We start from the raw sequence: 23,614 nt of genomic DNA on the forward strand, positions 1-23,614 counted from the left end.
CCGCTGCGCCGCGGCGCGGCGGCGCCCCGGGGACCCAGCGCGCGGCGGTTCTGCAGGTTCGTGGTCGATCGCGGCAGGAAGGCGCTACCGTGCGGTCGTGATCGCACGACCGACCTCCGCCGTGCGCCGCCGCGCCGCCGCGCTCCTGGCCCTCGTCCTTGGCCTGAGCGCGGGCGCCCTCGGCTGCAAATCGCCGGGCGCACCGGCCGACGCCGGCGTCGCGGGCCTGAGCCCCGTGCCCGCGCCGGCGGGGCTCATCGCCGAGGCGTACCTCCCGACGCCCGACGCCACGTGGGCCAAGGCGCGCGCCCTCCTCGGCGGCCCGGCGGCGCTCCTCCCGAGCAGCGCCGGCGCCCTCGCCGCGTCGCTGCTCGGCCTGCCCATCGCCGTCGCCTCCGAGATCGACGGCAACGTGCCGTTGCTCGGCGCGGCCGTGGAGTCCCCCGACCGGCCGCGCCCCCGGGCCGCGCTCGGCATCCATGTGAAGGACGGCGGGCGTCTGATCGACCAGCTCACGCGGGGCGAGGGGGCGCGCTTCCGCGCGAAGCCCGACGCGGCGACCTCGATCGCGCTGCTCGAGCCGCTGCAGGGAGCGAGCCCGGTGGCCCTCGGCGTCCTCGGCAACTACCTGCTCGTCGCGGAGAGCCCGAGCGACCTGACCACCCTGGGCCCGTACGTCGCGCGGACGATGCCGCAGGCGCAGGTGCCGAAGGAGGATCTCGCGATCGAGATCCCGCGGCCCGCGATCGAGGGCCCGGTGCTCAGGGCGGCGCGGAGCGCCTGGGACGAGGCGCGCGGGCCGGACGGCGCGCCGGCCGCCACCGCGGTCCCGCTCGCCCCGATGATCGAGGGCGGGCTCGCGGTGCTCGGCGATCTCGAGCGGGCGCGCCTCACGCTGGTGCTCGACGAGAGCGCGCACCTGCGCGTCTCCGGAACGCCGAAGGCCGGGGGTGGCCCGGCGTCGAAGGCGTCGACCGAGCTCGCGGTCGGCGACGTGAGGCCGCTGCTCGATCTGCCCGCCGACGCGCTCGCCGGGATCCTGGTCCGCGACCGGGCCGCGTCGCGCGCCGAGAACGTCCCCAAGCTCGTCGACGCCCTCGCGGGGCTCATCGAGGGCGGCCTCCCGCCCGCCGAGCGCGAGCGGCTCGGCGCCGCGATCCGCGCGGCGTCCGACGCGCGCGGCGACTGGTTCGCCGGCGGGCTCCGCTTCGACGGCCGGGGCCCCACGGCGTTCGTGCGCGCCGCCGTGGGCGACCGGGCCAAGCTCGAGGCCGCGATCCAGGACCTCCTCGGCGCCACGGAGCTCCCGCCGATCAAGGCCGCGCTGCAGCGGGAGGGGATCCGGGCCTCCACGGGCAAGGCCGAGCTCCCGCAGCTCGAAGGCGAGGTGCGGCGCGTGCGCTTCGAGCAGACCGCCGCGGCGATCCGGCCCGGCGGCGCGGGCGCGTCGCCGGCGCCGCCGGCGCGGAAGGGAGCGCCGGCGCCGCCGGCGCGGAAGGGAGCGCCGGCCGCGGCGCCGCCGCCGGCCGCGATCGAGCTACTCTACCAGATCCGCGACGACGGCCTCTTCGCGTCGGTCGGCAACGATCCGGGCGCGGGGCTCCGCAGCGCCGTCGCCGCGGTCCAGGGGGAGAGCCTCGGCGACGTCCCGGCCATGAAGGCCGCGCTGGCCCCGCTCGGCGCGGACATCGCGTTCGCGCTGGTGGTCGAGCCGCTGCGGCTCGTCGCGAGCCGCCTCGGCCAGCCGGGCGCGGGCGATCCGGCGCCCGTGGTGATCGCCGCCGGCGCCGCGCCGGCCGGCGCCGGCGCCCCCGCCGCGATCTGGGTGCGCGCTGACATCGCCGCCGCGGCGATCCGGGAGCTCGCCCGCCTCGGAGGCGCCTTTTGACGAGCGTGGCGCGCGCGGGGGCGCCCGTCGTCCGCGGGCTCCGTGCGTTGCTGCTCGCGCTCGCCGCGGGGTGCGCGGCGAAGGGGGGCGCGGACTGGGTCGAGGACGGCTCGAGCGATCCGCGGCTCGCGCGCGGGGGCGCCGGCTGGCTCAATGCGCGACCGCCGGACAGCGGCGATCGCGACCCGACGGCCGGCGCCGCCAGCGGTCCCGGGGGCCGCGCCCTCGGCGGGCCCGACGCGGCGCCCGACGCGGCGCAGGCCGATCTGGGCGGCGCCGCGGGCGCGGCCTCTGCGCAGGACGAGCCCGCGATCCTCGTGCGCGAGCACGGCAGGCCCGCCCGCGCGGCGCCGGCGCCGCCCGTGGCGCCGGGGCTCGCGCCCGGGCTGTTCCGGAACACCTACTACGACTTCCCGAGCGAGGGCGGCGGGCCGAAGGACGCGGTCCTCTACGACGCTGCCTGCGCGCCGCTCGCGAGCGTCCCGCGCGCGTTCCACGACCAGGTCTGCGTCCAGGGGAGCGGCCGGCTCGCTTCGGGCGACACGGTGAGCTTCGCGCGGCGCGGCTGCGCGTGCGCCGACGCCTGCCCGCGCACCGGTCAGCAGATCTGCTTCGAGCGGCTCGACCCGCGGCGCTTCCCGTACGGCCGCGGCGCCACCGGGCGCGCCATCACGCCGCTGCGCACGGTCGCGGTCGACTCGAGCGTCATTCCGCTCGGCACGGCCCTTTACGTGCCCGAGCTCGTCGGGCTGCCGCTCCCGGACGGGGGCCGCCACGACGGCTGCTTCGTCGCCGAGGACCGCGGCATCAAGGTCGTCGGCCGCCAGATCGACGTCTTCACCGGCGATCCCGCGGTCACCGCGCGCCTCAACGCGCTCTTCCCGTCGAACCGCGGCGTGCGCCCCGTGCTCGATGACGCGCGCTGTCGCGCGCTCGGGGGCCCTGCCGGGCCGTCCTAGCTCCGCGCACCAGCGGTCCCGCCAGGGATCTCCGGAAGCGGATTCGAGCACGCCGTGGACCTCGCGCATCGAGCCGCCCTCCGCCCATCGGTGTTCTGAGCCCCAGCGGGGATGGCCATCACGTGCCGGGCATGCGGCTCGGCGGCTCTGGCGGCGGCGGTGCGCCGGCGGGCTTCCGCTGGAGCGTCAGCCCGTTCTCGATCTGGCCACCGGCGCCGAGCTGCACCGTCATCTGCGTCGTCTCGTGCTCCTCGTGCTCCACGGAGATCCTGTGCACCCCGGGCTCCACGAACAGCGGATCTGGAAGCGGCGTCAGCCCTCGCAGGGTGCCGTCCACGAACACCAGCGCCCCCTCCACGTCGGTGCGCACCACCAGGGTGCCCACCTTCGCCCGTGCCTCTTCGTACATCGCGGCGCCCCGCTCACGCTCCGCCGCCGTGCTCGTCGTGTCCTCCGCCATCTCTGGGGGACGGGACGAGCTCCCGTACCAGCGATCGTCCTGCACCCGCCGGGCGCCAGGAAACGGTAAGGAGCATTGCCTGCCCCTCGAAATCCGGAACCTGGCGAGGGCGCGGAGGTGATACGATTTCCCGCCTTCCGGTGGCCGAATGACCTCACGTGGCGTCATCCCCGAGTCCGTCCTCCCTCCTCCCTCGGAGGTCTCGGACGCCCCGGACGAGAAGCAGCGGGCGCGCGCCCGCGTCGGGATGACCCTCAACAACAAGTGGCGGATCGACGCCCTCCTCGGCGTGGGGGGCATGGCGTCCGTATACGCCGCCACTCACCGGAACGGCTCGCGCGCCGCGCTGAAGATCCTCCACGCCGAGTTCGCGCGGGACGTCGGCATCCGCGACCGGTTCCTGCGCGAGGGGTACGTCGCCAACAAGATCGATCACCCTGGCCGGGTCGCGATCCTCGACGACGACAGCACCGAGCAGGACGAGCCGTTCCTCGTGATGGAGCTGCTCGACGGCGAGACCGTGCAGCAGCTCTGGAAGCGCAAGAGCCGGAAGCTCCCCGTCGCCGAGGCGCTCTGGATCGCCGGGGACGTGCTCCAGACGCTGGAGAGCTTCCACGGGGAAGGCATCGTCCACCGCGACCTGAAGCCCGCGAACATCTTCGTCACGAAGGACAACGTGGTGAAGCTGCTCGACTTCGGCGTGGCGAGGCTGCGCGGCGCGCCCGGCGACAAGACCAAGGCGGGCACCGCGCTCGGCACCCCCTCGTTCATGGCGCCGGAGCAGGCGATGGGGCTGACCGAGGGGGTCGACGGGCGGGCGGATCTCTTCTCGATCGGCGCGACCCTGTACGCCGTGCTCAGCGGCCAGCGCCTCCACCAGGGGCGCTCGGACAACGAGGCGTTCATCCTCGCCGCGACGACGCCGGCGCCGTCGCTCGCGCGGATCGCGCCCGAGCTGCCCGCCTCGGTCATCGGCCTCGTCGACAAGGCGCTCGCCTGGGACCGGCGCAACCGCTACGACTCGGCCGCGCAGATGCGGCAGGAGGTGCTGCGCATCCTCGAGGAGACCGGCGCGACGGTCCCGCGCCGCCCGGAGCCGCAGAGCACGCGGCGCCCCCCGCCGGACGACTCGCCCACGGCCGTCGGGGGGCGGCCGCCGGAGGAGCCCGCGCCCCAGGAGGAGCCGGGGGACGCGGAGCCGGACGATCCCGCGGTCACGCGGCTCACCGAGGTGTTCCGCCGCGTGGAGCGGCTGCTCCCGGCGGTGCGCCACTACGGCTTTCGCCATCCGGACGCGGACAACAAGCTCCGCGCGACCTTCCAGGCCATCGTGGAGGCGCTGCGCGCGGACGGGAGCCTCGTCCACTGGGCGCTGACGCCGTACGCCTTCGAGCACCGCCGGCGGACGGTGTGGGAGCCGCCGCACCCGCTCGACCTGGTCCCGTACAACCTCTTCGCGGCCGGCGTGCGGCGCGTCCAGCTGCTGCCGGGCATCACGGAGGAAGAGCTGCGCTCGTTCTGCGAGGTGCTGCTGCTCGACCCGCTGCGCGACCTCGCCCCCGAGGACGACGTCGCGGCCGCGCTGTGGGAGCGCCGCCTCGAGCACGTGCGCTACGACGTGGTGAGCATCTTCGCCGAGGGCGACGCGGCCGATCGCGAGCAGTTCTGGCACGAGGCCGACGACCTCGAGGGCATGGCCCGGCGCGCCGCCGAGGAGAAGGCGAACCGCGCCGAGGCGGCCGCGATGGTGATCGACACCGACGCGGCCGCGCTGCGCGCGGCGCGCCGCGCCGCGAGCGCGCTCGCCCTCGACCCGGTCGCGCAGCGCGCGCTCGGCACGCAGCTCGTGCTCAGCCCGGACCGCTGGAGCGAGCGCTTCGTCGAGATCGTGGCGGACGCCTTCCTGAACGCGAAGCGCTACCAGGACGTCGCGCTCGTGACCGAGCCGATGGCCGCCTCGGCGCGCGATCTCATCCTCGCGCGCCGCTTCGACATGCTCTTCGGCATGCACGACGCGGTCGAGAAGGCGCTCGACGCGCTCGCGCCCAGGCAGCAGGGCGGCGCGCTCGCGACGGAGCTCGCCCGGGGCATGTTCCCGCCCGACACGATGCGCCTGCTCCTCCGCGAGGCGACGCGCGTCGTCATGCCGGGCACCCCCGGCGCCGCGGCGCAGCCCGCCCCCGTGGATCTCGATCTCGTCGCGCAGCGCCTCGCGCCCATCCTGCACAAGCTCGGCAGCGACACCCTGCCCGTCGCCATGGAGGTCGTCGGGCACATCGGCCACGAGCCCCTGCGCCGCGCGCTCCTCGGCTACTTCGAGCGGACGCTGCCCGGGCACGAGGAGGGGGTCGTCGACGCGCTCATGACGCTGGATCTCGACGTCGCCCGTCCGATCCTCAAGATGTTCGCCGCGTCGCGGACGCAGGGCGCCCTCGGCGCGCTGAAGCGGCTCGCCGGGTGCGCGAACGCGGCGCTCCGCTGCGAGGCGATCGCCCACCTCGCGGCGAGCCCCGAGCAGATCCGGGACGAGCTGCTCTCGCTCGCCGAGGCGGCGCCGCCCGAGGTGCGCGTCGCGGCGCTCCGCACGCTGGCGCACCACCAGGTCCGCGCGGCCGGCCCGCTGCTCGTCCGCCGCGTGCAGGACGGCTCGTTCCACCAGCTCGCCCTCGACGAGCGGCGCGAGTTCCTCGGCGCGCTCTACACGCTGAACCCGGCGCGCGGCGAGTCGGTCGCCGTCGAGCTGCTCCAGCGGCACGGCCTGCTCGCCGACGAGGCCACGGAGCAGACCCGCTGCCTCTCGGCGGAGCTGCTCGGCCGCGAGGCGCGCTCGCAGGAGGCGCTCGACGCCGCGCTCGCGGCCTCGAAGCGGCGGCCCTGGAACAGCCAGGCGCTGCGCGACGCCGCGAGCGCCGCCGCCGAGGCGATCGCCGCGCGCCTCGGCAAGGGGATCTCGACGGCCGGAGATCTCCCGTGACCGCTCCCCAGGTCGACGTCATCAGCCAGAACGTGTCCGAGAACATCCGGCGCGAGCAGGCGCGCGATCTCGCCGCCAGCGTCGTGCAGGCCCTCTTCCGGCTGGTGAAGCTCTCGACGCTGCACGCCATCGACAACCAGGCGATGGTGCGGCAGGTCGAGGAGACGGTCTCGCTGATCCAGGACTTCGGCCAGCGCTCCGGCCACAACGTCTCCATCCTGTTCACCCGCGGCTCGGTCTTCGTCTCCGGGCAGCTCCTCAAGGCGAACCGCGCCGTCTACGAGGGCGCGCTCGAGCTCGGCGACGTCCTGAGCCGCTGCGGCTACTCCGAGATCGGGGTCGCGAAGGACGTCCGCGCGAGCGATCTCTACGCGCTCGCCTCCGCGCTCGCCGAGGCCCTCCGGAGCAGCAAGCCGGCGCTCGCGGACCGCCCGGCGCCGCGCGTCCGCCTGCGCGCCGTGGACGAGGCGGTCCTCCGCCGCGAGGTGGCGGCCGATCGCGAGGGCGACGAGACCTCGGCGATCGTGCGGACCTACGCGACGGCGATCGTGATCCTCCGCCGGTTCTACGACGACCTCCGGCACGGCCGCTACACCCTGCGGCAGGGCGTCAAGCGCATCACGCAGCGCCTCGTCGACCTCTCCGCGAACGAGACGCCGGCCTTCCTGGGCGTCACCGCGCTCCGCAACCAGAACCACGACGACGCCGGGCGCGCGGTGAACACCGCGATCCTGAGCCTCGCGATGGCCCGGCAGATCACGGGCGACGTCGTCCTCCTGCAGCGGCTCTCGATGGCGGCGCTGCTCTTCGACATCGCGCGGCCGCGGCTCACCGGCGCCGCGGGGAGCGGCGCGGGCGGGCTCGTCCCGCAGCTGAGCGAGCAGCAGGAGGCGGACGTCCCGGCGGGTACGGCGGTCGTGCTGACCGCGCTCGGCCTCGTCAACGAGCCCAGCGTCATGCGCACCGTGGTGGCCTACGAGGCGCACTGGGTGCGCCGCCAGGCGGCGCTCGGCCCGGTGTACCGCGGCCTCCGCCAGCCGACGCTGCAGGCGCGCATCCTCGCGACCGCCCGCGCCTTCAACGATCTCCTGACGCCCGCGCCGGGCGAGGCGCCGCTCTCCGCCGACGAGGCGATCGCCAAGCTCGAGCAGGAGGTGACCGATCCGGCGGACCGCGCGGTGCTGCGGCTGCTCGTTGGCGCGCTCGGGATCTTCCCGACCGGCACGCTCGTGGAGCTCTCGACCGGCGAGGTCGCGCTGGTGGTGCAGACGCCGACGCACCCGGCCCGCTACTCGCAGCCGCGCGTCCGCCTGATCCTCGACGCGTCGGGCGGTCCTATCGCCGCGCGCGCGCTCGAGGTCGATCTCGCCGAGCGGCCTCGCCAGGGCGAGCCGACGCGGCACATCCGCCGGATCGTCGCGACCAGCGACGACCCCGCCGCCGCGTCGATGCGCGCCCACGCGGCCGTCCAGGAGGCGCCGCAGGCGTCGCTCCGGTCGCCGGCGATCGCGGCGGAGCCGCCGCTCCGCGCCGCGCCGGCGTCGCCGCTCGCCAGCCTGCGCATGCCGCCGCAGCAGATCACGCGGCCCTCGTCGCCCACGCTGCCGATGACCAGCTCGCCGGGGAGCCGGAGGACGCAGCCGTGGTCCAGCGACGCCGGCCGCGGCGCAGCCTCGCCGGCCGAGGCTGCGCCGGCGGCGCTGGCCGACGACGGCGGCGAAGAGGCCAGGATGCTCGCGGACCTGCCGCCGGCGCCGTCCGGCAAGTGCTCGCCGACCTTGCGGCCCGGGCGCACCACGGCGCGCTGGCCGGATCGACCGCAGCAGCAGGAGCCCGCCGCGGCGGCGGACCGGTACTCGCCCCCGCCGGGCGCTCACGGAGAGGAGTCGTGGTCGGTGCAGACAGACAGCGATCCAGACGAGGTTCCCGAGGAGAGCGCGCGGCCGCTCGCGCTGCGCGCCCGCGGCTGGGGAGAGCAGTCACCGCGGCGCGAGCGCACCCCGGTGTCGGACCTGCCTCCCCCGGCCATGCAGTCCCCGCGGCGCGAGCGCACCCCGGTGTCGGACCCGCCTCCCCCGGCCATGCAGTCACCGCGGCGCGAGCGCACCCCGGTGTCGGACCTGCCTCCCCCGGCCATGCAGTCACCGCGGCGCGAGCGCACCCCGGTGTCGGACCTGCCTCCCTCGGCCATGGCGGGCCCCATCGCGGTGCTGTCGCTGCCGGGCGAGGCGCCGACCGCGGAGGGCACGCTCGCGCGCACGCCGCTCGTCCACCTGCTCGTGTACATGCTCGATCGGCGCCTCACCGGCACCACGTGCTTCATCGACCCCGCGGGCGTGCGCCACGGCATCTTCTTCAGCGACGGCGTGCCGGCCAAGATCTGGACCGGGACGATCATCGCCCCGCTCGACCGGGTGATCCTCGATCTCGGCCTCCTCGACGAGCCGACGCTCCGGGAGACGCTCCGGGACATCACGAAGCGGAGGGTGCTGCACGGCCGGCTGCTCGTCTCCTGGGGCCTGCTCGACAGGGAGACGGTCTACGCCGTGCTGCGCGAGCAGCTCGTGCGCAAGCTGGTCGCGCTCTACGACCTCTCGCCCGAGACGCGGTACGCCTACTACGATGGCCAGAACCTGCTGTCGTCCTATGGCGGTCCGGAGCTCATCGGATGCGAGCCGCTCGCGGTGATCGTGGCGGGCGTCCGGCTCCACGCCGACGATCCGCTGATCGACGCGACCCTCGACCGGATCCAGAGCCGGCAGTTCGGCCTCCACGTCGAGGCCGAGATGAAGCGGTTCCAGCTCCACCGCGACGAGGCGGCCGTCGTCGACCTGCTGCGGACGCGGCGCATGACGCTCGCCGAGCTCCTCCGGGCCGGCGTCGCGCAGGAGCGCGTCGTGCGGCTGACGATCTACGCGCTCGCGATCACGCGGCACCTCGATCTCGGCGCGGTGGGCCGTCGCCCTGTGGGGCTCGGCGGGTCCGGTGGATCTGGGCGGGAGCGGGCCGCCGGCGCCGTCCCTGCCGACGCGGGCCAGGCCCCCCAGCGCGAGCCGGCCGGCGCGGCGGCGCGCTCGCCGCGCCCCACCTCGGGCTCGACGATGCCCGGGCCGCGCCCGGCGCGCGGCGAGGCCGACGGCCGCGCCTCGCCGCGGCAGACCGAGGCCCCCCCGGCGCCGTCCAGCAGGCGCTCGGGGTTCCCGTTCGCCGAGCCGCTCGCCCCGCGCCGCTCGACCATGCCGCCCCCGTCCGGGGCGCTGGACGGCCGCGGCGCGGATCCGAAGGGGCCGAAGCCGCCGCCTGTGCCGTCCTTCGTCGGCACCCGCGCGCAGCCGCCGCAGCCGCAGGCGCCCACCGTCAAGATGGCGGCCGTCGGCCAGGAGGGCAGGGCCGCGCGGGGGGCGGGGCGCGCCGGGTCCACGTCGCCTCCGCCGGCGCGCGCCACGGCGCCCGCGCCCGCTCTCCCGCCGTTGCCGCGCGCCGCGCCGAGCCCCGAGCTCACCGCGCGCCGCGCCGAGATCGAGGCGCGCGCCGCCGCGATCGACGGCGAGAGCTTCTTCCAGATGCTCGGCGTCGCGGAGGACGTCCCTCCTGAGCGCGTGCAGGCCGTCTATTTCGCGCTCGCCAAGCAGTGGCACCCCGACCGGACGCCGGCGGAGCTCCAGGACGTCAAGCCGCTCGTCGCGCGCGTGTTCGCCCGCATCAGCGAGGCCTACCAGACGCTGAGCGATCCGAAGCGGCGCGCCGAGTACATGCAGGCGCCGAAGGAGGCCGCGGCCCCCGCGGAGGACGACGAGAAGATCGCCCGCGTCGTCGACGCCGCGCTCGATTTCCAGAAGGCCGAGATCCTGCTCAAGAAGAACGACCTCATGGGCGCCGAGATCCGCGCGCGGCGCGCGTTGAACGCCGACCCGGAGCAGCCCGAGTACATGACGCTGCTCGTCTGGATCCAGGCGCAGCGGCGCGGCGAGCCGCCCGCGTTCGCGGAGGGGGCCACGAGCGCGCACTACGACGACCTGATCGAGACGCTGGACGTCGTCCTGGGGAAGGAGCCCCGCTACGAGCGGGCGCTCTTCTTCCGCGGCATGCTCCTCAAGCGCACGGGGCGGGTCGACCGGGCGAGCCGCGATTTCCGCCTGGCGGCCGAGATCAACCCGAAGAACCTCGACGCCATCCGCGAGGTGCGCGTGCAGGAGATGCGCAGCCGCACGAACAACGACCCGACGCCCGCGGGCGGCCTCCTCGGCAAATTCTGGAAGCGCTGACGCGCGTCAGCGCGCCGCCGCCCGGACCGCGCCGAGCGACCGCAGCGCGCGGCAGACCGTCTCGTCGCGGCAGGGCCCCACCCGCCCCGCGTGCGCCGACCACGGCACCTCGCGCACGCGGTGCAGATCGCGCACGTCGGGGCCGCGCCACGGGCCGAGCGCCCGGTCCACGCGCGCTTCCCGCTCGTTCGTCGCTGGCAGCGCGAGCTGCACCTGCGGCACGATGCCGACCTTCTGCACCGGCGCGCCGTCGGGGAGCGCGTAGAGCAGCGTGGTGAGGCGCAGGACGCCGACGTGGGCGTCGTCGTCGAGGTACTCCTGGGCGCACCCCTTGCCGTAGGTGCGATCGCCGATGACCACGCCGCGCCGGTAGCTGCCGATCGCGCCGGCGATCATCTCCGCCGCGCTCGCGGAGTCGCCGTCGACGAGCACCGCGAGCGGCCCGCTCCACCCGCGCCCCTCGGGCACGTCGGGCGAGCGCTCCACCTCGACGCCGCCGTCGCGGCGCCGCATCGGGAACAGCGGCACGCCCGGCAGGAACAGCCCCAGCGCGGCGATCGCCCCGTCGGTCGAGCCGCCGCCGTTCGCGCGCACGTCGAGCATCACGCCCCGCGTGTCGCTCTCCGCGCGCGCGCGGAGGAGCGCCGCCGCGACCCGATCGCCGAGGTCGTCGGGGACGTCGGGGACGGTGATCACCGCGACCTTGCCGTCGCCGAACCGCACCAGATCGAGCTGCAGCGAGGCCGGCGCGGGCTCCGCCGGCTGCGGTCCGATCGGGTGCGGCGCCACGGCCAGCTCGACGGGCGCCGCGGCGCCGCGCCGGAGCAGCGCGACGCGCGCGGTCGTCCCGGGCCGCACGTCGGCCAGCACGGCGAGCTGCTCGGCTTGCTCGACGCTCATGCCCGAGATCGGCAGATCCTGGATCCGGATCACCACGTCGCCGTCCGCGAGCGGCGCGAGCGCGCCGCGGTCGATGCGCACCCCGATCGCGGTGCGCGTCATCTCCTGCCAGAGCCGGGCCGGCGGGCGCGCCTCGAGGTCGAGGTCGTAGATGGAGACCTCCTCCTCGAGCGGCGCCCAGGCGCCGTGGGCGTCCAGCTGGGGCACGTAGGCGCGCACCGCGGCCGCGATCACCGTGCGCGCCCAGCCGTCCCCGCTCAGCGAGGGCGCCGCGCGCTCGCGCACGGCGTCGGCGTAGCGGGCGAGCGGCTCTCCGAAGCGCGCGTGCAGCCCGCCGACCTCCCGACCGAGCTCGCGCGCGAGATCCCGGGCGCTCCGCGTCACCTCGCCGTCCTCGAACGGCGCCGCGGAGATCAGCTCCCACGCCTGGGCCAGGGTCGCGGGCGGGCTGGCCAGCCCGCGCCGGTAGCCCTCGTCGAAGAGCCCATCGAGCTCGCGCGACCACCGGGAGAGCTCCTCGCCCACGCGCAGCGCCGCCGAGCACGGCCCGCTGCCCACGGGCGCCTGCAGCTCGGCGAGGAGCGCAGCAGCTTCCCGCCCCAGCGATGCCCCCACGGGCGCGTCGGGCGCGACCGACCAGAGCCCGTGCGGATCGAGCCAGTCGGAGGTCGCCTCGGCAAACTTTGCGGGATCGACGCGGAGCGGCGGAGCGGCCAGCGTGGTGCGGGCCTGGGCGACGATGGCGCGCGCCTGCTCGCAGCCGAGCGAGGTCGGCGCCCCGGTCGGCACCGCGATGCCGCGGTCGAGGGCGTTCGGATCGCAGCCGGCGCCGTCGATCTCCTCGTCGTCGGGCGCGATGGCGTGGAGGAGGGGCCGAGCCAGCCCGCGCCGCGCCTTCGCGAGGGGCGTCTCCGCCTCGCGCGACAGCAAGGCGAGCGCCGCAAGGCATGCGGCGATGCACGCGACGGAGCTCGCGACGCGTGTCCTCACGGCTCTCCGAATATCACGACGCGGGTGGCGGGGGCAGAGGCGACGGCGGAGACCGGGGCGCGCGCTCGCGGGGCGCGGAGGGCGCCGCGGGCGCTGCCGACGCCCGAAACCTGGAAGACACGCCCTGTTCTCATTCGCCGCTCGCGCGCTATGGATCTGGGCTCAGCGCCGCGCATCCGTGCTCCTCCGCTCCCCGCAAAGCTTTCGCGTCCCTCGGGAGATCCGAACACGTTGCGCATTCCAGCGCAAAAAAAGGCGATTTTGTAGGGTTTGTCCCGGCATCGCGCCTGCATCTGGCCCGGTGCCGCCCACCGGCTTGCAGGGGTCTCCCAACCCAAGGCCTCCTTGAACAGTGCGCGCGGCGGAGAGCGAAGAGACCATGAGCATCACCTGGGATCGTGCGGCATTCTCGGCTTATCGTACAGAGCTCGCGAACTACGCCACCCTGAGCCCAGAGGCCGAGCGGGAGCTCGCGTTCCGCTGGCGAGCTGGTGACCGGGATGCTGGCCGGCGCCTCATCGAGGCGTGCCTGCCCTTCGTCATGACGATCGCGCTCGAGTACCGCCGGTGGGGGCTCCCGATGGAGGACATCGTGCAGGAGGGGAACATCGGCCTCCTGAAGGCCGCGGAGCGCTTCGATCCGGACCGCGGCTGCCGCCTGGCGACCTACGCGGCCTACTGGATCCGGGCGGAGATCCGCGAGCACGTGGCGCGGGGGTACCGGATCGTGCGCCTCGGCTCGTCGAAGAGCGAGCGCCGCGCGCTGCGCATCTACCGCAAGACGCACGAGAAGGATCCGGCGGTGCTGGCGGAGCTGAGCGGCCTGTCGGAGGAGCGGGCGACCGAGCTGCTGCCGCTGCTCATGGCGCGCGACGTCAGCCTGGAGCGCTCGCCGAGCGAGGACGGCGTGGCTCCGGTGGAGCGGCTCGCGTCGAGCTCGCACACGCCGGAGGAGGAGGCCTGCGCCGCCGACGAGCGCGAGCAGCTCTCGCGCGCGCTGCTCCAGGTCGTGAACGAGCTGTCGCCCCGCGAGCGCCGCATCATGAACCAGCGCTGGCTGACCGACAGCCCCGTGACGCTCGAGCAGCTCGGCGCCGACTTCGGCGTCAGCAAGGAGCGGGTGCGTCAGATCGAGGAGCGCGCGAAGAAGCGGATGCGCGCGCGCATCGAGGAGATCACCCGGGAGCCCGTTTCGCCGCTGGCGAGGAGCGCCTGAGGCGGCGCAGCGCCCCGCCGCTCGGACGGCGCGCCCCCGGGTAGGCGAGCCGTCGCCGACCGCGGCGTGCCGATGGGTGCGCGCCTCGAGCCCGGCGGGGCGGGGCGCTAGATCTCGATGACCGTGCCTTCGCGGGCGGCGATGGTGTTCGGGAAGAGCTCGCGGGCGCGCATCTCTTTCTCGCGCACCATGGCGTCGGTCTGGTTGGGGTCGTGGTGGTGCAGGACGAGCTGCTTGGCGCCCGCCTCCTTCGCGAGCTGGCAGCCCGCGACGAACGTGGCGTGGCCCCAGCCCGTCTTCGGACCGCCGCCGACCTCGCCCGCGTACTCCTCGGGCGTGTACATGGCGTCGAAGATCAGCACGTCGGCGCCCATCGCGAGCTTCTTCAGCTTCGGATCCACGATGGCGTAGTGCTCGGAGTCGGTGATGTACACGACGACCTTCCCCTCGTGCTCGACGCGGTACGCGTACACGCCGTTCGGATGGTTGCCGCGCGCGTTGGTCACGCGCACGTCGTCGTTCGGGCCGATCGTGACGACCTCGCCCTCGTAGAGATCGCGGAAGGTCATCGCCGCGCCCATCTCGGTGAGGTGCACCGGGAAGCTCGGGTAGTCCATCTGCCCGGCGAGCGTCTCCTCGAGCGTCCGAGAGACGTTGAGGCCGCCGTACAGATGGATCTTGTTCCCGCGCACGAACGCGGGGGTGAAGAAGGGGAAGCCCTGGATGTGATCCCAGTGCACGTGACTGAAGAACATCCAGGCTTCGAAGGGCATCTCCTTGACCAGATCCTGGCCGAGGAGACGGAGCCCCGTCCCGCCATCGAGGATGACCAGCGTCTCGCCGGCACGAATCTCATAGCAGCTCGTGTTGCCGCCTACTTCGACCGTGCCTGCACCGGGCGTGGGGATGCTTCCGCGAACCCCCCACATCTTGATCCGCATCCTGCCTCGCTCGCTGAACCCCGCCCGTTTCAAGGTAGAGCTATTAGATTCCGCGCGCGGGCAGCGTCAAGCTGCCTGGTGCACCGGGAGCAAGGAAGGTCGCAGACGTGGAGACCTGGCCGGGGGAGCAGGGCCACGGCGCCGATGTAGTTGCGGGGTAGGTTGCAGGCCAGCGGCAGGCTGCGGCAGCGGCGGGAAGGGCGGCGGGGGCGCCGGGGGGCGCCGGCGGGGCGCGGGGGGGGCGCGGGGGGGGCGCGGAGGCGCGGCGGCGGCGGCGCGGCGGCGGCGGCGCGGCGTGGCGGCGACCTGGCGTCCGGCGGGAAGGACGCCACCGCGCAGCAGATGCGCGACGCCCACGGCCGATGGGCTATGGTCGGGCGCATGCCGCTCCACGCGGACGCCATCGTCGTCCTCGGCTGCAGGATGCTCCCGTCCGGGCGCCCGGCGGCCCCCGGCGCGCGCCGCGCGGCGCGCGCGGCGCAGGCCTACCGCGACGGGGTCGCGCCGTGGGTGATCGCCAGCGGCGGGCGCCGCTGGGGCGCGCAGATCGAGGCGCGCGTGCTCTCCGCCGAGCTGCGGCGCGCCGGCGTCCCGGCGCGCGCGATCCTGCAGGACCTCTGGTCGCTGACGACGCACGAGAACGCGATCTTCAGCGCGGCCCTCCTGCGCCGCATGGGCGCGCGGCGGGCCGCGATCGTCACCTGCCCCTGGCACATGACGAGGGCTCTCCAGAACTTCCGCGAGGTCGGGATCGACGCCTGCGCGCTGCCGGCGCCGCACGTGCGCGGGTCGGTGGTTGCGCGCGCGTGGCAGCGCGGTCACGAGGTGGTCTCGATGTGGCTCGACGCGCGCGCGATGCGCCGCCGGCGGATCCTCTGCGAGAGCGCCGCCTGGCTGCTCGACGGCGCGCGCCGGGGTGAAACGTGATCATGCCGGGAAGGCGCTCCTCCTTTCTCCTCGCTCTGCCCCTGTCTCTCGCGGCCTGCACCGAGCAACCGGCGCCCGGCCCCGCGCCGGACGCGGGGAGCTCCGCGGCGGCTCCGGCCACGAGCGCCGGAGCGCAGGCGTGGTTCGACGCCCTCCTCGCCGCCGAGCAGCGCCGCGCCGCCCTGGAGGTGAGCCCCGCAGGCCAGCAGAGCCGCGACGTCGACGTGCGGCGCGCCGCCGCGCGGGCGCTCGCGCGCATCGGCGGCGACGCGGCGCGGCCCGGGCTCGTGCGCGCGCTCGCCGACGAGGACGACGAGGTGGTCGCGTGGGCCGCCTACGGGCTCGGGTTCTCGTGCAAGGGCCACGAGGGCGAGACGGCCTCGGCGCTCGTCGCGCGCGCCCTCGCCCGCGACGCCCGCCCGGGCACGACGGCCGCGTCGAGCGCCTCCGCGGGAGCGCCGCGGCTCGACGCGGGCGGCGCGCTCGCCCGCGCCATCGGGCGGTGCGGCGCCGAGGCGTCGGAGCCGACGATGGTCGCGTGGCTCGATGGGCCGCGCGAGCGCGCGATCCACGCGGCGTACGCGCTCGGCGACCTCGCCGCGATCAAGCTCAAGCTGCGCGAGGAGACGCTCGTCGCGCTGCTCAACCTCGCCTCGGGCAGCGCGGCCAGCCCGCCGGTCCCGGAGGCGCTCTACCCGGTCGGGCGGCTCGAGCACGTCCCGCTCACGGTCATCCCCCGCATCCGCGACGTCGCGACCGCGCGGCTCGCGGAGGCGGGCGACGCGCGGCTCTTCGCGGTGCGCGCGCTCGGCCGGGCAGGTGACGCGGCCGCCTCCGAGCTCGCGCGCGTGCTCGGCACGAAGGGCGTGTTCACCGCGAGCGAGCGCGCCGAGGCCGCGCGCGCGCTCAAGCGGCTCGGCGCGCCCGGCCAGCGCGCGCTCGCCGACGCGCTCACCGCGCTCGTCCCGAGCGCGGATCCGATCGCGCTCACGGGCCTCGTGAGCGAGGACTTCGGCGTCCTGCTCACCGCCCTCGACGCGCTCGGATCTGCAGGCGCCGCGCGCAAGCCGCTCCGCGAGCTCGCCGCCCTGCCGCCGCCGCCGGGCGCGCCCGCGGCGATCCTCCGTCGCGTCGCGTGGCTCCGCTGCGGAGCGGCCAGGCTCCTCGCGGGCGCGAACCATCGCGAACCGTTGCTCCTCGGCTGCGACGTCACGGCGCCGGCGGATCCGGGGAGCAAGCCGGACGCCGCCGCGCCGGTGCGCGGCTCGATCGGCGCCCGGGCGGTCGTCGAGGTGATCGGCCGCGGAGCGATCACGGGCGCGCGGCTCGCCGCGCTCCGCGCCTACGCCGAGTCCGGCGATCTGCGCGCGCGGGAGGCGGCGATCGAGCTCATCGCCTCGCACGAGGAGATCGCCGGTGCGCCCGACCTGCTCGCGAAGGCGCTCGCCGCGGAGGAGCCGGGCCTCGTCGCCGCCGCGGCGGGGGTCATCGCGCGGCAGCCCCAGCGCGCGTCGGAGGCGCCGGGGCAGGCGAAGCGGAAGCGCAAGCGGCGGCGCGACGACAAGGACGCGCTCGCCGCGGTCACGTCGCCGGCGATCGAGGGCGCGCTGCTCTCGCTCCTCGATCGCCCTGGCGTGCGCGACGATCCGGAGCTCATCGGCGCGGTCATCGACGCGGTGGGGGCGCTCGCGCTCAAGCCGGCCGAGGCTCGCCTGGAGGAGCTCTGCCGCTCGAGCTATCCCACGACCCGGGCGCGCGCGGGGACGGCGCTCGGCGTGCTCCGGGGCCGCAAGATCGGGTGCGACGCCGGGCTGCCGGGCGACGCGGGGCGGCCGGCCATCGCGCCGCCGGCCGGCGAGCTGCCGGCCGAGGCCTCCGCGCTCGTGCGCGCGCCGGCGGTGCTGACCTTCGACACGGACGCCGGCGAGCTCACGATGACGCTCGACCCCGCGCTCGCGCCGGTCGCGGTGACCCGCTTCGTCGATCTCGCGCGCTCCGGCTACTACGACGGCAAGATCGTCCACCGTGTGGTGCCCGGCTTCGTCACCCAGCTCGGCGCTCCGTTCGGCGACGGCGCCGGAGGTCCGCCCGGCAGGCCGGCGCTCCGCTGCGAGACGTCGCCCGTCCCGTTCGAGCCGCTGCGCGTCGGCGTGGCCCTCGCCGGCCGCGACACCGGATCGAGTCAGCTCTTCGTCATGCACGCTCGCGCGCCGCACCTCGACGGCCAGTATGCGGCGGTCGGCGTCGCCGCCGGGCCGTGGGCTGCGCTCGTGGATGGGGACGTCGTCCGGAGCGTGAAGGTGCGGGACTGATCGCGGCGTGCGCCGCGCGACGCTCGTGCGCCGCGCGCGAGACGCGAACCGCTGGGTCGCGGCGGCGCTCAGCCATGTCGATTGACAACCGCCCCCGACCGGCGCTTTACAGTTTAGCGTGGTCATTGCCTCCTTTCTGGCCGTCGCGGTGCTCGTGTACACGTACTTCGGGTACCCGATCGTTATCGGCATCCTGGCGCGCCTCTGGCCTGCGCAGCGGATGGAGGATCCGAGCTACGTCCCCACCGTGACGGCGTGTATCCCCGTCTACAATGCGGCGTCGTATCTCCAGGCGAAGGTCGAGAGCCTCTTCGCGCTCGACTATCCCAGGGACAAGCTGGAGGTCCTGCTCTACTCCGACGGCTCGACCGACGACACGGTGCTCGTGGCCCGGCAGCTGGCGGAGCGCGACCCCCGGGTGAAGGTGATCGTCAACGAGGCGCGGCGCGGCAAGCCGATCGGCGTGAACACGATGCTCGGGGTCGCGACGGGCGAGGTGCTGCTGATGACGGACATCCGCCAGCCGCTCGTGCCCGGGGCGCTGCGCGCGCTCATGCGGCTCCTGGCCGATCCGAACGCGGGCTGCGTCTCCGGCAACCTGGTCCTGAAGGGCTCGGCGGGCTCGGGGGCGTACTGGCGTTACGAGAACTGGATCCGCCTCCAGGAGGGGAGGTTCAGGAGCATGGTGGGGGTGACCGGTCCCATCTACGCCATCCGGCGCGCCGACATGAGCCAGCTCCCGGAGGGCGTCATCCTCGACGACATGTGGGTGCCGATGCGGCTCCGGCTCGAGGGCCGCTCGATCCTCTTTGCGCAGGACGCGATCGCGTACGACGACGCCTTCGGCGACGAGCGCGAGTTCGGCCGCAAGGTGCGCACGCTGGCGGGCAACTACCAGCTCTTCTCGCTGCTCCCGGCGCTGCTCGTTCCGTTCAAGAACCCGTCGTGGTTCGAGATCTTCTCTCACAAGCTGCTTCGCCTCGTGTGCCCCTGGGCGCTCGTCGCGCTGCTGATCGCGTCGACCGCCGCGTGGATCGGCGCCGAGGCCAGCGGCGATGTCTCGTGGACGCTCTACGCGACGCGCGCGATGTTCGGGGGCCAGGCGGCGTTCTACCTGCTCGCGGCGCTCGGGGGCGCCGCGGGCAAGCTCGGCTCGCTCGCGCGCACCTTCGTGGTCCTCAACGCGGCGGCCGTGGTGGGTCTCTGGCGTTTCGTCCGCGGCTCGCAGAAGGTCACCTGGTAAGCGCGACGCGCGAGCGCGCGCCGTGATCTCTGCGGCTACGGCTCGAGCAGGCCCACGAGCTCGTGGACGGCGCGGTGCGATCGCCGGAGGGTGAGCGACGATGGAATCAGCTGCCCCGGCCCGTCGGGCGGCGGGGCCTGGAACCTGATCGGCGCGGGGAGGACGTCGAGGCCCGCGCGCTCGAACATGCGGATCGAGCGCGGCATGTGGAGCGCGCTCGTCACGACCACCACGGCGTCGGCCGAGAGGCTGCGGGCGATCTTGGCGGAGTAGATGGCGTTCTCCCGGGTGTCGCGCGACTCGGTCTCCAGGAGGATCTTCTTCCTCGGCACGCCGAGCTCGACGAGCAGGTCGGCCATGGCGCCGGCGAGCTCGGTGCGCTCGCGCCGGACGTCCTGCCCCGAGACGATGACGTGGCCGAAGCCGTAGGTGCGGTAGATGCGCGCGGCGCCGAGGCCGCGCTCGATGCCAGGCGCCGACTGGCGTTCCATGGCGGGTGTGCCGAACTCGTCGGGGTCGATCCCGGCGGTAAGGATGATGAGGACCCGCCGCTCGGGCGAGCTGGCGGCGAGCTCCGCGCGCAGGTCTCTCGGCTTCGTGCTGATGCTGCGCACGAGCGCGCTGGAGACCCATGGCATGGAGAGGAGCCACAGCGCCAGCCAGGCGCTCCACGCGAGCGCCCGCCCGACCTTCGCCCGGCGCGCGCGGTAGGTCCACCCGCCGCCGGAGAGCGCGAGGCCGAGGCCCGCGGCGACGAGGAGCACGAAGAGGGGATCGACGAGGCGGGCGATGGGCAAGGCGAGGCTCGCCGTGAGGCGCTCGGTGGAGCTCTATCTATGCTGTCGCCGGGGAGCGACGCGAGCGAAAAGAGGCGCGTTGTGAAGGCGGGACGGACGCGGGCGGCGATGCGCCCGTTCCGGCGCTGCTTCTCGTGGCGGGTGGACGCTCAGCGCCGCCGGTGCGCTCGTCGCCGCCGGGCTGCGGCGGAGGCGAGGGCGAGCCCCGCGAGGCCTGCGGGGAGCCATCCGTCGTGGCCGTCGCCGGGGGTCCGGCAGCCGCACCCGCCGGCGTCGCGCGCGCCGTCGGTGCCGCTGCCGGTCGGGCTGTCGCCGCCGCCGCCTCCGCTGCCGTTGCCGCCGCTGCCGTTGCCGGTGGTGTCGGGCGGCTCTCCCAGATCGATCGGCGCATCGGCGTTCGCGACGAGGATCGGCGGCGCCTCGCCGGTCTCCTCGTAGATCTCCAGGAGCCGTTCTCCCGTGTCGTCGGTGACGTTCTCGGATCGCAGGAACTCGATGTACTCCCTCGTCATCGACTGGTAGTAGACGCGCGCCGAGAGCGTCTGGGTACCGAAGGTGCCGGCGGGCACGGTGAGCGTGAAGCGCGCCTCGTCGTAGTTGCGGAATCCGCCGTTCCCGTCGCTGAAGTCGACCTCCGGCGTCGGCTGGGTCGTCTTCGACGGCACGAAGCCCTTCGGCGGGATGCGGGTGTCCGAGATGATCATGTCGTGGAGCGCGAGGTGCTCCTCTTTCTCGCCCACGCCCGCGCCGCTGTTCCAGCGCCCGTGCACGGCCCGGTACTCGTGGGTGGGCGGCTCGTGCTGGATCTCGCCGGTGTCCGCGTCATAGCCGCCGAGCAGCGGCCGCTCGCGCCCGTCCTCGTCGACGAGGACCACGGCGATCCAGGCGCGCCGGCTCTCGGCGTAGCCGGTCGGGAACTTGTGGCCGGTGAGGTTCTCGACGCGGACGGTGAGGGTGATCTCGTCGCCGGGCTCCGCTTCCTGAGGGGCTTCGACGAGCGTGACGGAGGCGGCCGACGCGAGGCTCTCGAGGGTGCGGTCGAGGGCGAGCTGGAAGGCGCCGGCGTGCTCCGCGGCGAACTCCTTCTCGGCCGCCATGACGGCCTGGATGCCCCAGTGATTGCCGCCGACGAGGACGTGGTCGCGCGGATCGGCGCGGATCGGGCCGAGATCGGCGATGGTCCACTCGCCGGGTTTCCTGCGCATGTGGCAGTCGACGCAGCTCCGAGGGGCCGCGCCGCCGTCACGATAGTCGCTGGAGGCCCACTCCTCGAAGGTCGTATCGAGCGGAAACTCGATCCTGGTCTCGGTGCCGTCCGCGTCCCTCAGCATGATCTCCGGGTTCGTGACCTGGTGACATTGCCCGCAGAACTGCGATCCGGCGAGCGTGGGGTTCTGCTCGCCGATATGGGAGTTCGAGACCACGTTCTCGTACGGCCCATACATCACGGGTGTGCTGGTGAACCCGGCGGCCTCCGGCGTTGTATCGAACACGAGCTGAGCGTTGCCGATGAGGTACGATCTCGTATCGTCGGGGCCGAGGGTCGTCATCGCGCGGTGGCACACGCTGCAGCTGACCCCCTGGCCATCGACGATCTTTCCGTCGGACGCGGCGTTGGGGTCGAATCCAGAGCCATCCGGGGGCGTCGCCCTCCCGTTCACGAAGCCGACCGGGGAGTGGCAGCGCAAGCAGAACGTGCCGACCCCCGGAGCGTCCTGGTTGGCGATCGTGAGGGCGGCCTTGAAGACGGGATCGCGCCACGCGTTCGCCATCATGGTACCTGCCCACGTGTCCGTGGGCATGTAATCCATGCCGCTCTCGTCCTCGGCGCGATGGCATCCAGCGCAGCGCTCGGCGGTGCCGAGGTTGTTCTGCTCCGGCATCGCGCCTGCCTTCGTCCCCTGGAGGTCATCGATTCCAGCCGCCGCCTCGCGGCTCAGCAGCCCGAACGCGAGCACCCAACCTACCCCGAGTCTCGACCTTTTCTGCATGGCTTGAATCCAGCTCTGGCAAGCTGCCCTTCGGAGAGCGTGAACCGATGACAAACGGTGTTGCGGTGCTGCGGTCCGCGGAGCGCCCTATTCCGGATCGATCCGGAAAATCGTGCCCCCATAGGAGACGATGTAGAGCTCGCCCGCGGCGTCCTCGCCGAAGGAGGCGAGGCCTTCGATGGTGCTCACGGAGTCGAGATCCTGGCTGAGCGAAGTGCCCAGCTGGGTCGGCATGGCGGGCGTGGCGACACCGTCCTTCCACGTGAACATCCACACCCTGTCCGAGGCAAAATCGCCGTACAGGTACTTCCCACGGAGTGCGGGGATCTTGCTGCCGCGGTAGACATAACCGCCTGTCACGGAGCCGTCGCCGTTGTCGTGATCGTATCGCTTGACGGGCGGCGTGATCGTCGACGAGTCGCATCCCGGCGATTGGCTTGCCTTCAGGCATGTCGCCCCCTCGGTGACGCTCCATCCGTAGTTCTTGTGACCCTGGCCGCGCGGCTCGATGTTGATCTCCTCGAACAGGCGCCCACCGACATCTCCGATGTAGAGATCGCCTCGGCAGCGGTCGAAGCTGAATCGCCACGGGTTGCGCAACCCGTAATCCCAGATGTCTGGATCTCCACCGGTGAGATTCCCGGCCGGCGCCGTCGGATGATTGTCGACGTCGATGCGCAGGATCTTGGCGAGCTTCACATCGATGTTCTGTCCATTGTTATTCGGATCCGGGTTGTCGCTCTGACCGCCGCCGTCGCCGACGCCTACGTAGAGCATGCCGTCAGGGCCGAACGCGAGCATGCCGCCGTTGTGATTGCCCATGACGCCGGATGTGATGCGAAAGAAACTGCGTTTGCTCTCGGGGACGGCGATGTCCGGGTTGCTCGGTGAGCGCGAGAATTCCATGAGAGTGAGGCCTGCCGGTGACTCAGCGCTCTGACGGCGTGCGTTGAAGTACACGAAGAAGCGCCCGTTTTCCGCGTAATCGGGATGAAACGCGAGGCCGAGTAGCCCCTTTTCGTCATCGTAGCTCGTGTCAACCGGCGTGACGAGCCCCGTGATGTCGAGGAACGATGCGTCCTGAAGCGCTCCGTTCTTCACGAGGCGAATCCTTCCGACCTGCTCGATAACGTAGAGTCGGCTCGCGTCGGCGGGCTCGCTGGTCACGTAGAGCGGCCGGTCGAAGCCGCTCACCACCTCGGTGAGCTTGAGCGGCGGCACGGTCCCGCCCGGCTCGTCGCACTCGATCGTCCCATGCCCGCCTGCGCCGGTTCCCGTCGCAGGGCCGGCTCCCGCCCCCGTCGTTCCACTCGTGGCCGGCCCGGCTCCGCTGCCAGTCGTGGGGGTGCCCGTGCCCGTGCCCGTGCCCGTGCTTGTGCCCGCGCTCGTGCCCGCGCTCGTGCCCGTGGTAGCGCCGCCGCCGGTGCCGGTTCCGCCAGGACCGGATCCTCCGCTGCCCCCTGATCCTGGTCCGGTCTCGTTGCTCCCGCAACCATTCAAGGTGAAGCTCAGACCGACGACGGCGGCTGCGATGGGCACGAAAGACAAAAGGAAACGCTTCTGGTCCATCATGGCTTAGGAGACTATCCGAAGCGCGCGCCCCTTGGTATAACTTTCCACCTCATGGCGCCCCGTCTGCGGCTTCCCACGCCGCCGGGACCGGTGAACGCGATCACAATGCAAGACCCTTCCCTACCGCTGCTCGAGATCCTGTCACGCCGGATTCCGCCTGCGGCCGGTTCCTGGCGAGA

At 74.0% G+C, this 23,614-nt stretch carries 14 protein-coding genes; 8 read left to right on the forward strand and 6 right to left on the reverse strand.

The window, feature by feature from the left end:
• The first annotated feature begins 97 nt into the window (after nt 1-97).
• Together WMF28_RS04630 and WMF28_RS04635 are read left to right on the forward strand one after the other, a co-directional pair.
• Complete coding sequence (locus tag WMF28_RS04630) at nt 98-1,888, forward strand: hypothetical protein (RefSeq protein WP_437600821.1); 1,791 nt, start codon at nt 98-100, stop codon at nt 1,886-1,888.
• A gap of 5 nt (nt 1,889-1,893) precedes the next feature.
• Nucleotides 1,894-2,847, forward strand: a complete 954-nt coding sequence (locus WMF28_RS04635) for a 3D domain-containing protein (RefSeq protein WP_437604214.1) — start codon at nt 1,894-1,896, stop codon at nt 2,845-2,847.
• A gap of 118 nt (nt 2,848-2,965) precedes the next feature.
• Here WMF28_RS04635 and WMF28_RS04640 read toward each other — a convergent pair whose 3' ends face one another.
• Nucleotides 2,966-3,256, reverse strand: a complete 291-nt coding sequence (locus tag WMF28_RS04640) for a PEGA domain-containing protein (protein WP_437600822.1) — start codon at nt 3,254-3,256, stop codon at nt 2,966-2,968.
• A gap of 199 nt (nt 3,257-3,455) precedes the next feature.
• Here WMF28_RS04640 and WMF28_RS04645 point away from each other — a divergent pair, with 199 nt between their 5' ends.
• Nucleotides 3,456-6,281: a protein kinase domain-containing protein gene (locus WMF28_RS04645; RefSeq protein WP_437600823.1), complete on the forward strand. Its 2,826-nt coding sequence runs from the start codon at nt 3,456-3,458 to the stop codon at nt 6,279-6,281.
• The gene (locus tag WMF28_RS04650) at nt 6,278-10,546 is read left to right on the forward strand and encodes a DnaJ domain-containing protein (RefSeq protein WP_437600824.1); all 4,269 of its coding nucleotides are present in this window, start codon (nt 6,278-6,280) and stop codon (nt 10,544-10,546) included. Before WMF28_RS04645 ends, WMF28_RS04650 begins: the two co-directional genes overlap by 4 nt.
• A 6-nt stretch (nt 10,547-10,552) precedes the next feature.
• Here WMF28_RS04650 and WMF28_RS04655 read toward each other — a convergent pair whose 3' ends face one another.
• Nucleotides 10,553-12,436, reverse strand: a complete 1,884-nt coding sequence (locus WMF28_RS04655; protein WP_437600825.1) for a S41 family peptidase — start codon at nt 12,434-12,436, stop codon at nt 10,553-10,555.
• A gap of 379 nt (nt 12,437-12,815) precedes the next feature.
• On the opposite strand from WMF28_RS04655, the gene WMF28_RS04660 reads away from it, so the two are divergent.
• Nucleotides 12,816-13,652 carry a sigma-70 family RNA polymerase sigma factor gene (locus tag WMF28_RS04660; protein ID WP_437600826.1) on the forward strand — a complete coding sequence of 279 codons (837 nt, stop codon included), beginning with the start codon at nt 12,816-12,818 and terminating at the stop codon, nt 13,650-13,652.
• Nucleotides 13,653-13,759: 107 nt separating this feature from the next.
• On the opposite strand, the gene WMF28_RS04665 is transcribed toward WMF28_RS04660, so the two are convergent.
• A complete protein-coding gene (locus WMF28_RS04665) occupies nt 13,760-14,593 on the reverse strand; it encodes an MBL fold metallo-hydrolase (RefSeq protein WP_437486994.1) in 834 nt (277 codons plus the stop codon).
• Nucleotides 14,594-14,974: 381 nt separating this feature from the next.
• On the opposite strand from WMF28_RS04665, the gene WMF28_RS04670 reads away from it, so the two are divergent.
• The 3 genes from WMF28_RS04670 (at nt 14,975) to WMF28_RS04680 (ending at nt 19,075) form a co-directional block, all read left to right on the forward strand.
• The gene (locus tag WMF28_RS04670) at nt 14,975-15,520 is read left to right on the forward strand and encodes a YdcF family protein (RefSeq protein ID WP_437600827.1); all 546 of its coding nucleotides are present in this window, start codon (nt 14,975-14,977) and stop codon (nt 15,518-15,520) included.
• 2 nt (nt 15,521-15,522) lie between these two features.
• Complete coding sequence (locus WMF28_RS04675; protein WP_437600829.1) at nt 15,523-17,832, forward strand: peptidylprolyl isomerase; 2,310 nt, start codon at nt 15,523-15,525, stop codon at nt 17,830-17,832.
• A gap of 118 nt (nt 17,833-17,950) precedes the next feature.
• Nucleotides 17,951-19,075, forward strand: a complete 1,125-nt coding sequence (locus WMF28_RS04680; RefSeq protein ID WP_437600830.1) for a glycosyltransferase family 2 protein — start codon at nt 17,951-17,953, stop codon at nt 19,073-19,075.
• 35 nt (nt 19,076-19,110) lie between these two features.
• On the opposite strand, the gene WMF28_RS04685 is transcribed toward WMF28_RS04680, so the two are convergent.
• From WMF28_RS04685 to WMF28_RS04695, 3 genes are all read right to left on the reverse strand, one after another.
• Complete coding sequence (locus tag WMF28_RS04685; RefSeq protein ID WP_437600831.1) at nt 19,111-19,872, reverse strand: YdcF family protein; 762 nt, start codon at nt 19,870-19,872, stop codon at nt 19,111-19,113.
• A gap of 149 nt (nt 19,873-20,021) precedes the next feature.
• A complete protein-coding gene (locus WMF28_RS04690; RefSeq protein ID WP_437600832.1) occupies nt 20,022-21,863 on the reverse strand; it encodes an MYXO-CTERM sorting domain-containing protein in 1,842 nt (613 codons plus the stop codon).
• An 87-nt stretch (nt 21,864-21,950) separates the two neighbouring features.
• Nucleotides 21,951-23,435 (reverse strand): PQQ-dependent sugar dehydrogenase, encoded by a 1,485-nt coding sequence (locus WMF28_RS04695; RefSeq protein ID WP_437600833.1) that lies wholly within the window; start codon nt 23,433-23,435, stop codon nt 21,951-21,953.
• Nucleotides 23,436-23,614: the final 179 nt, after the last annotated feature.

Origin of the sequence: Sorangium sp. So ce590 (assembly GCF_051521365.1) — a bacterium.
Taxonomy (GTDB): domain Bacteria; phylum Myxococcota_A; class Polyangia; order Polyangiales; family Polyangiaceae; genus Sorangium.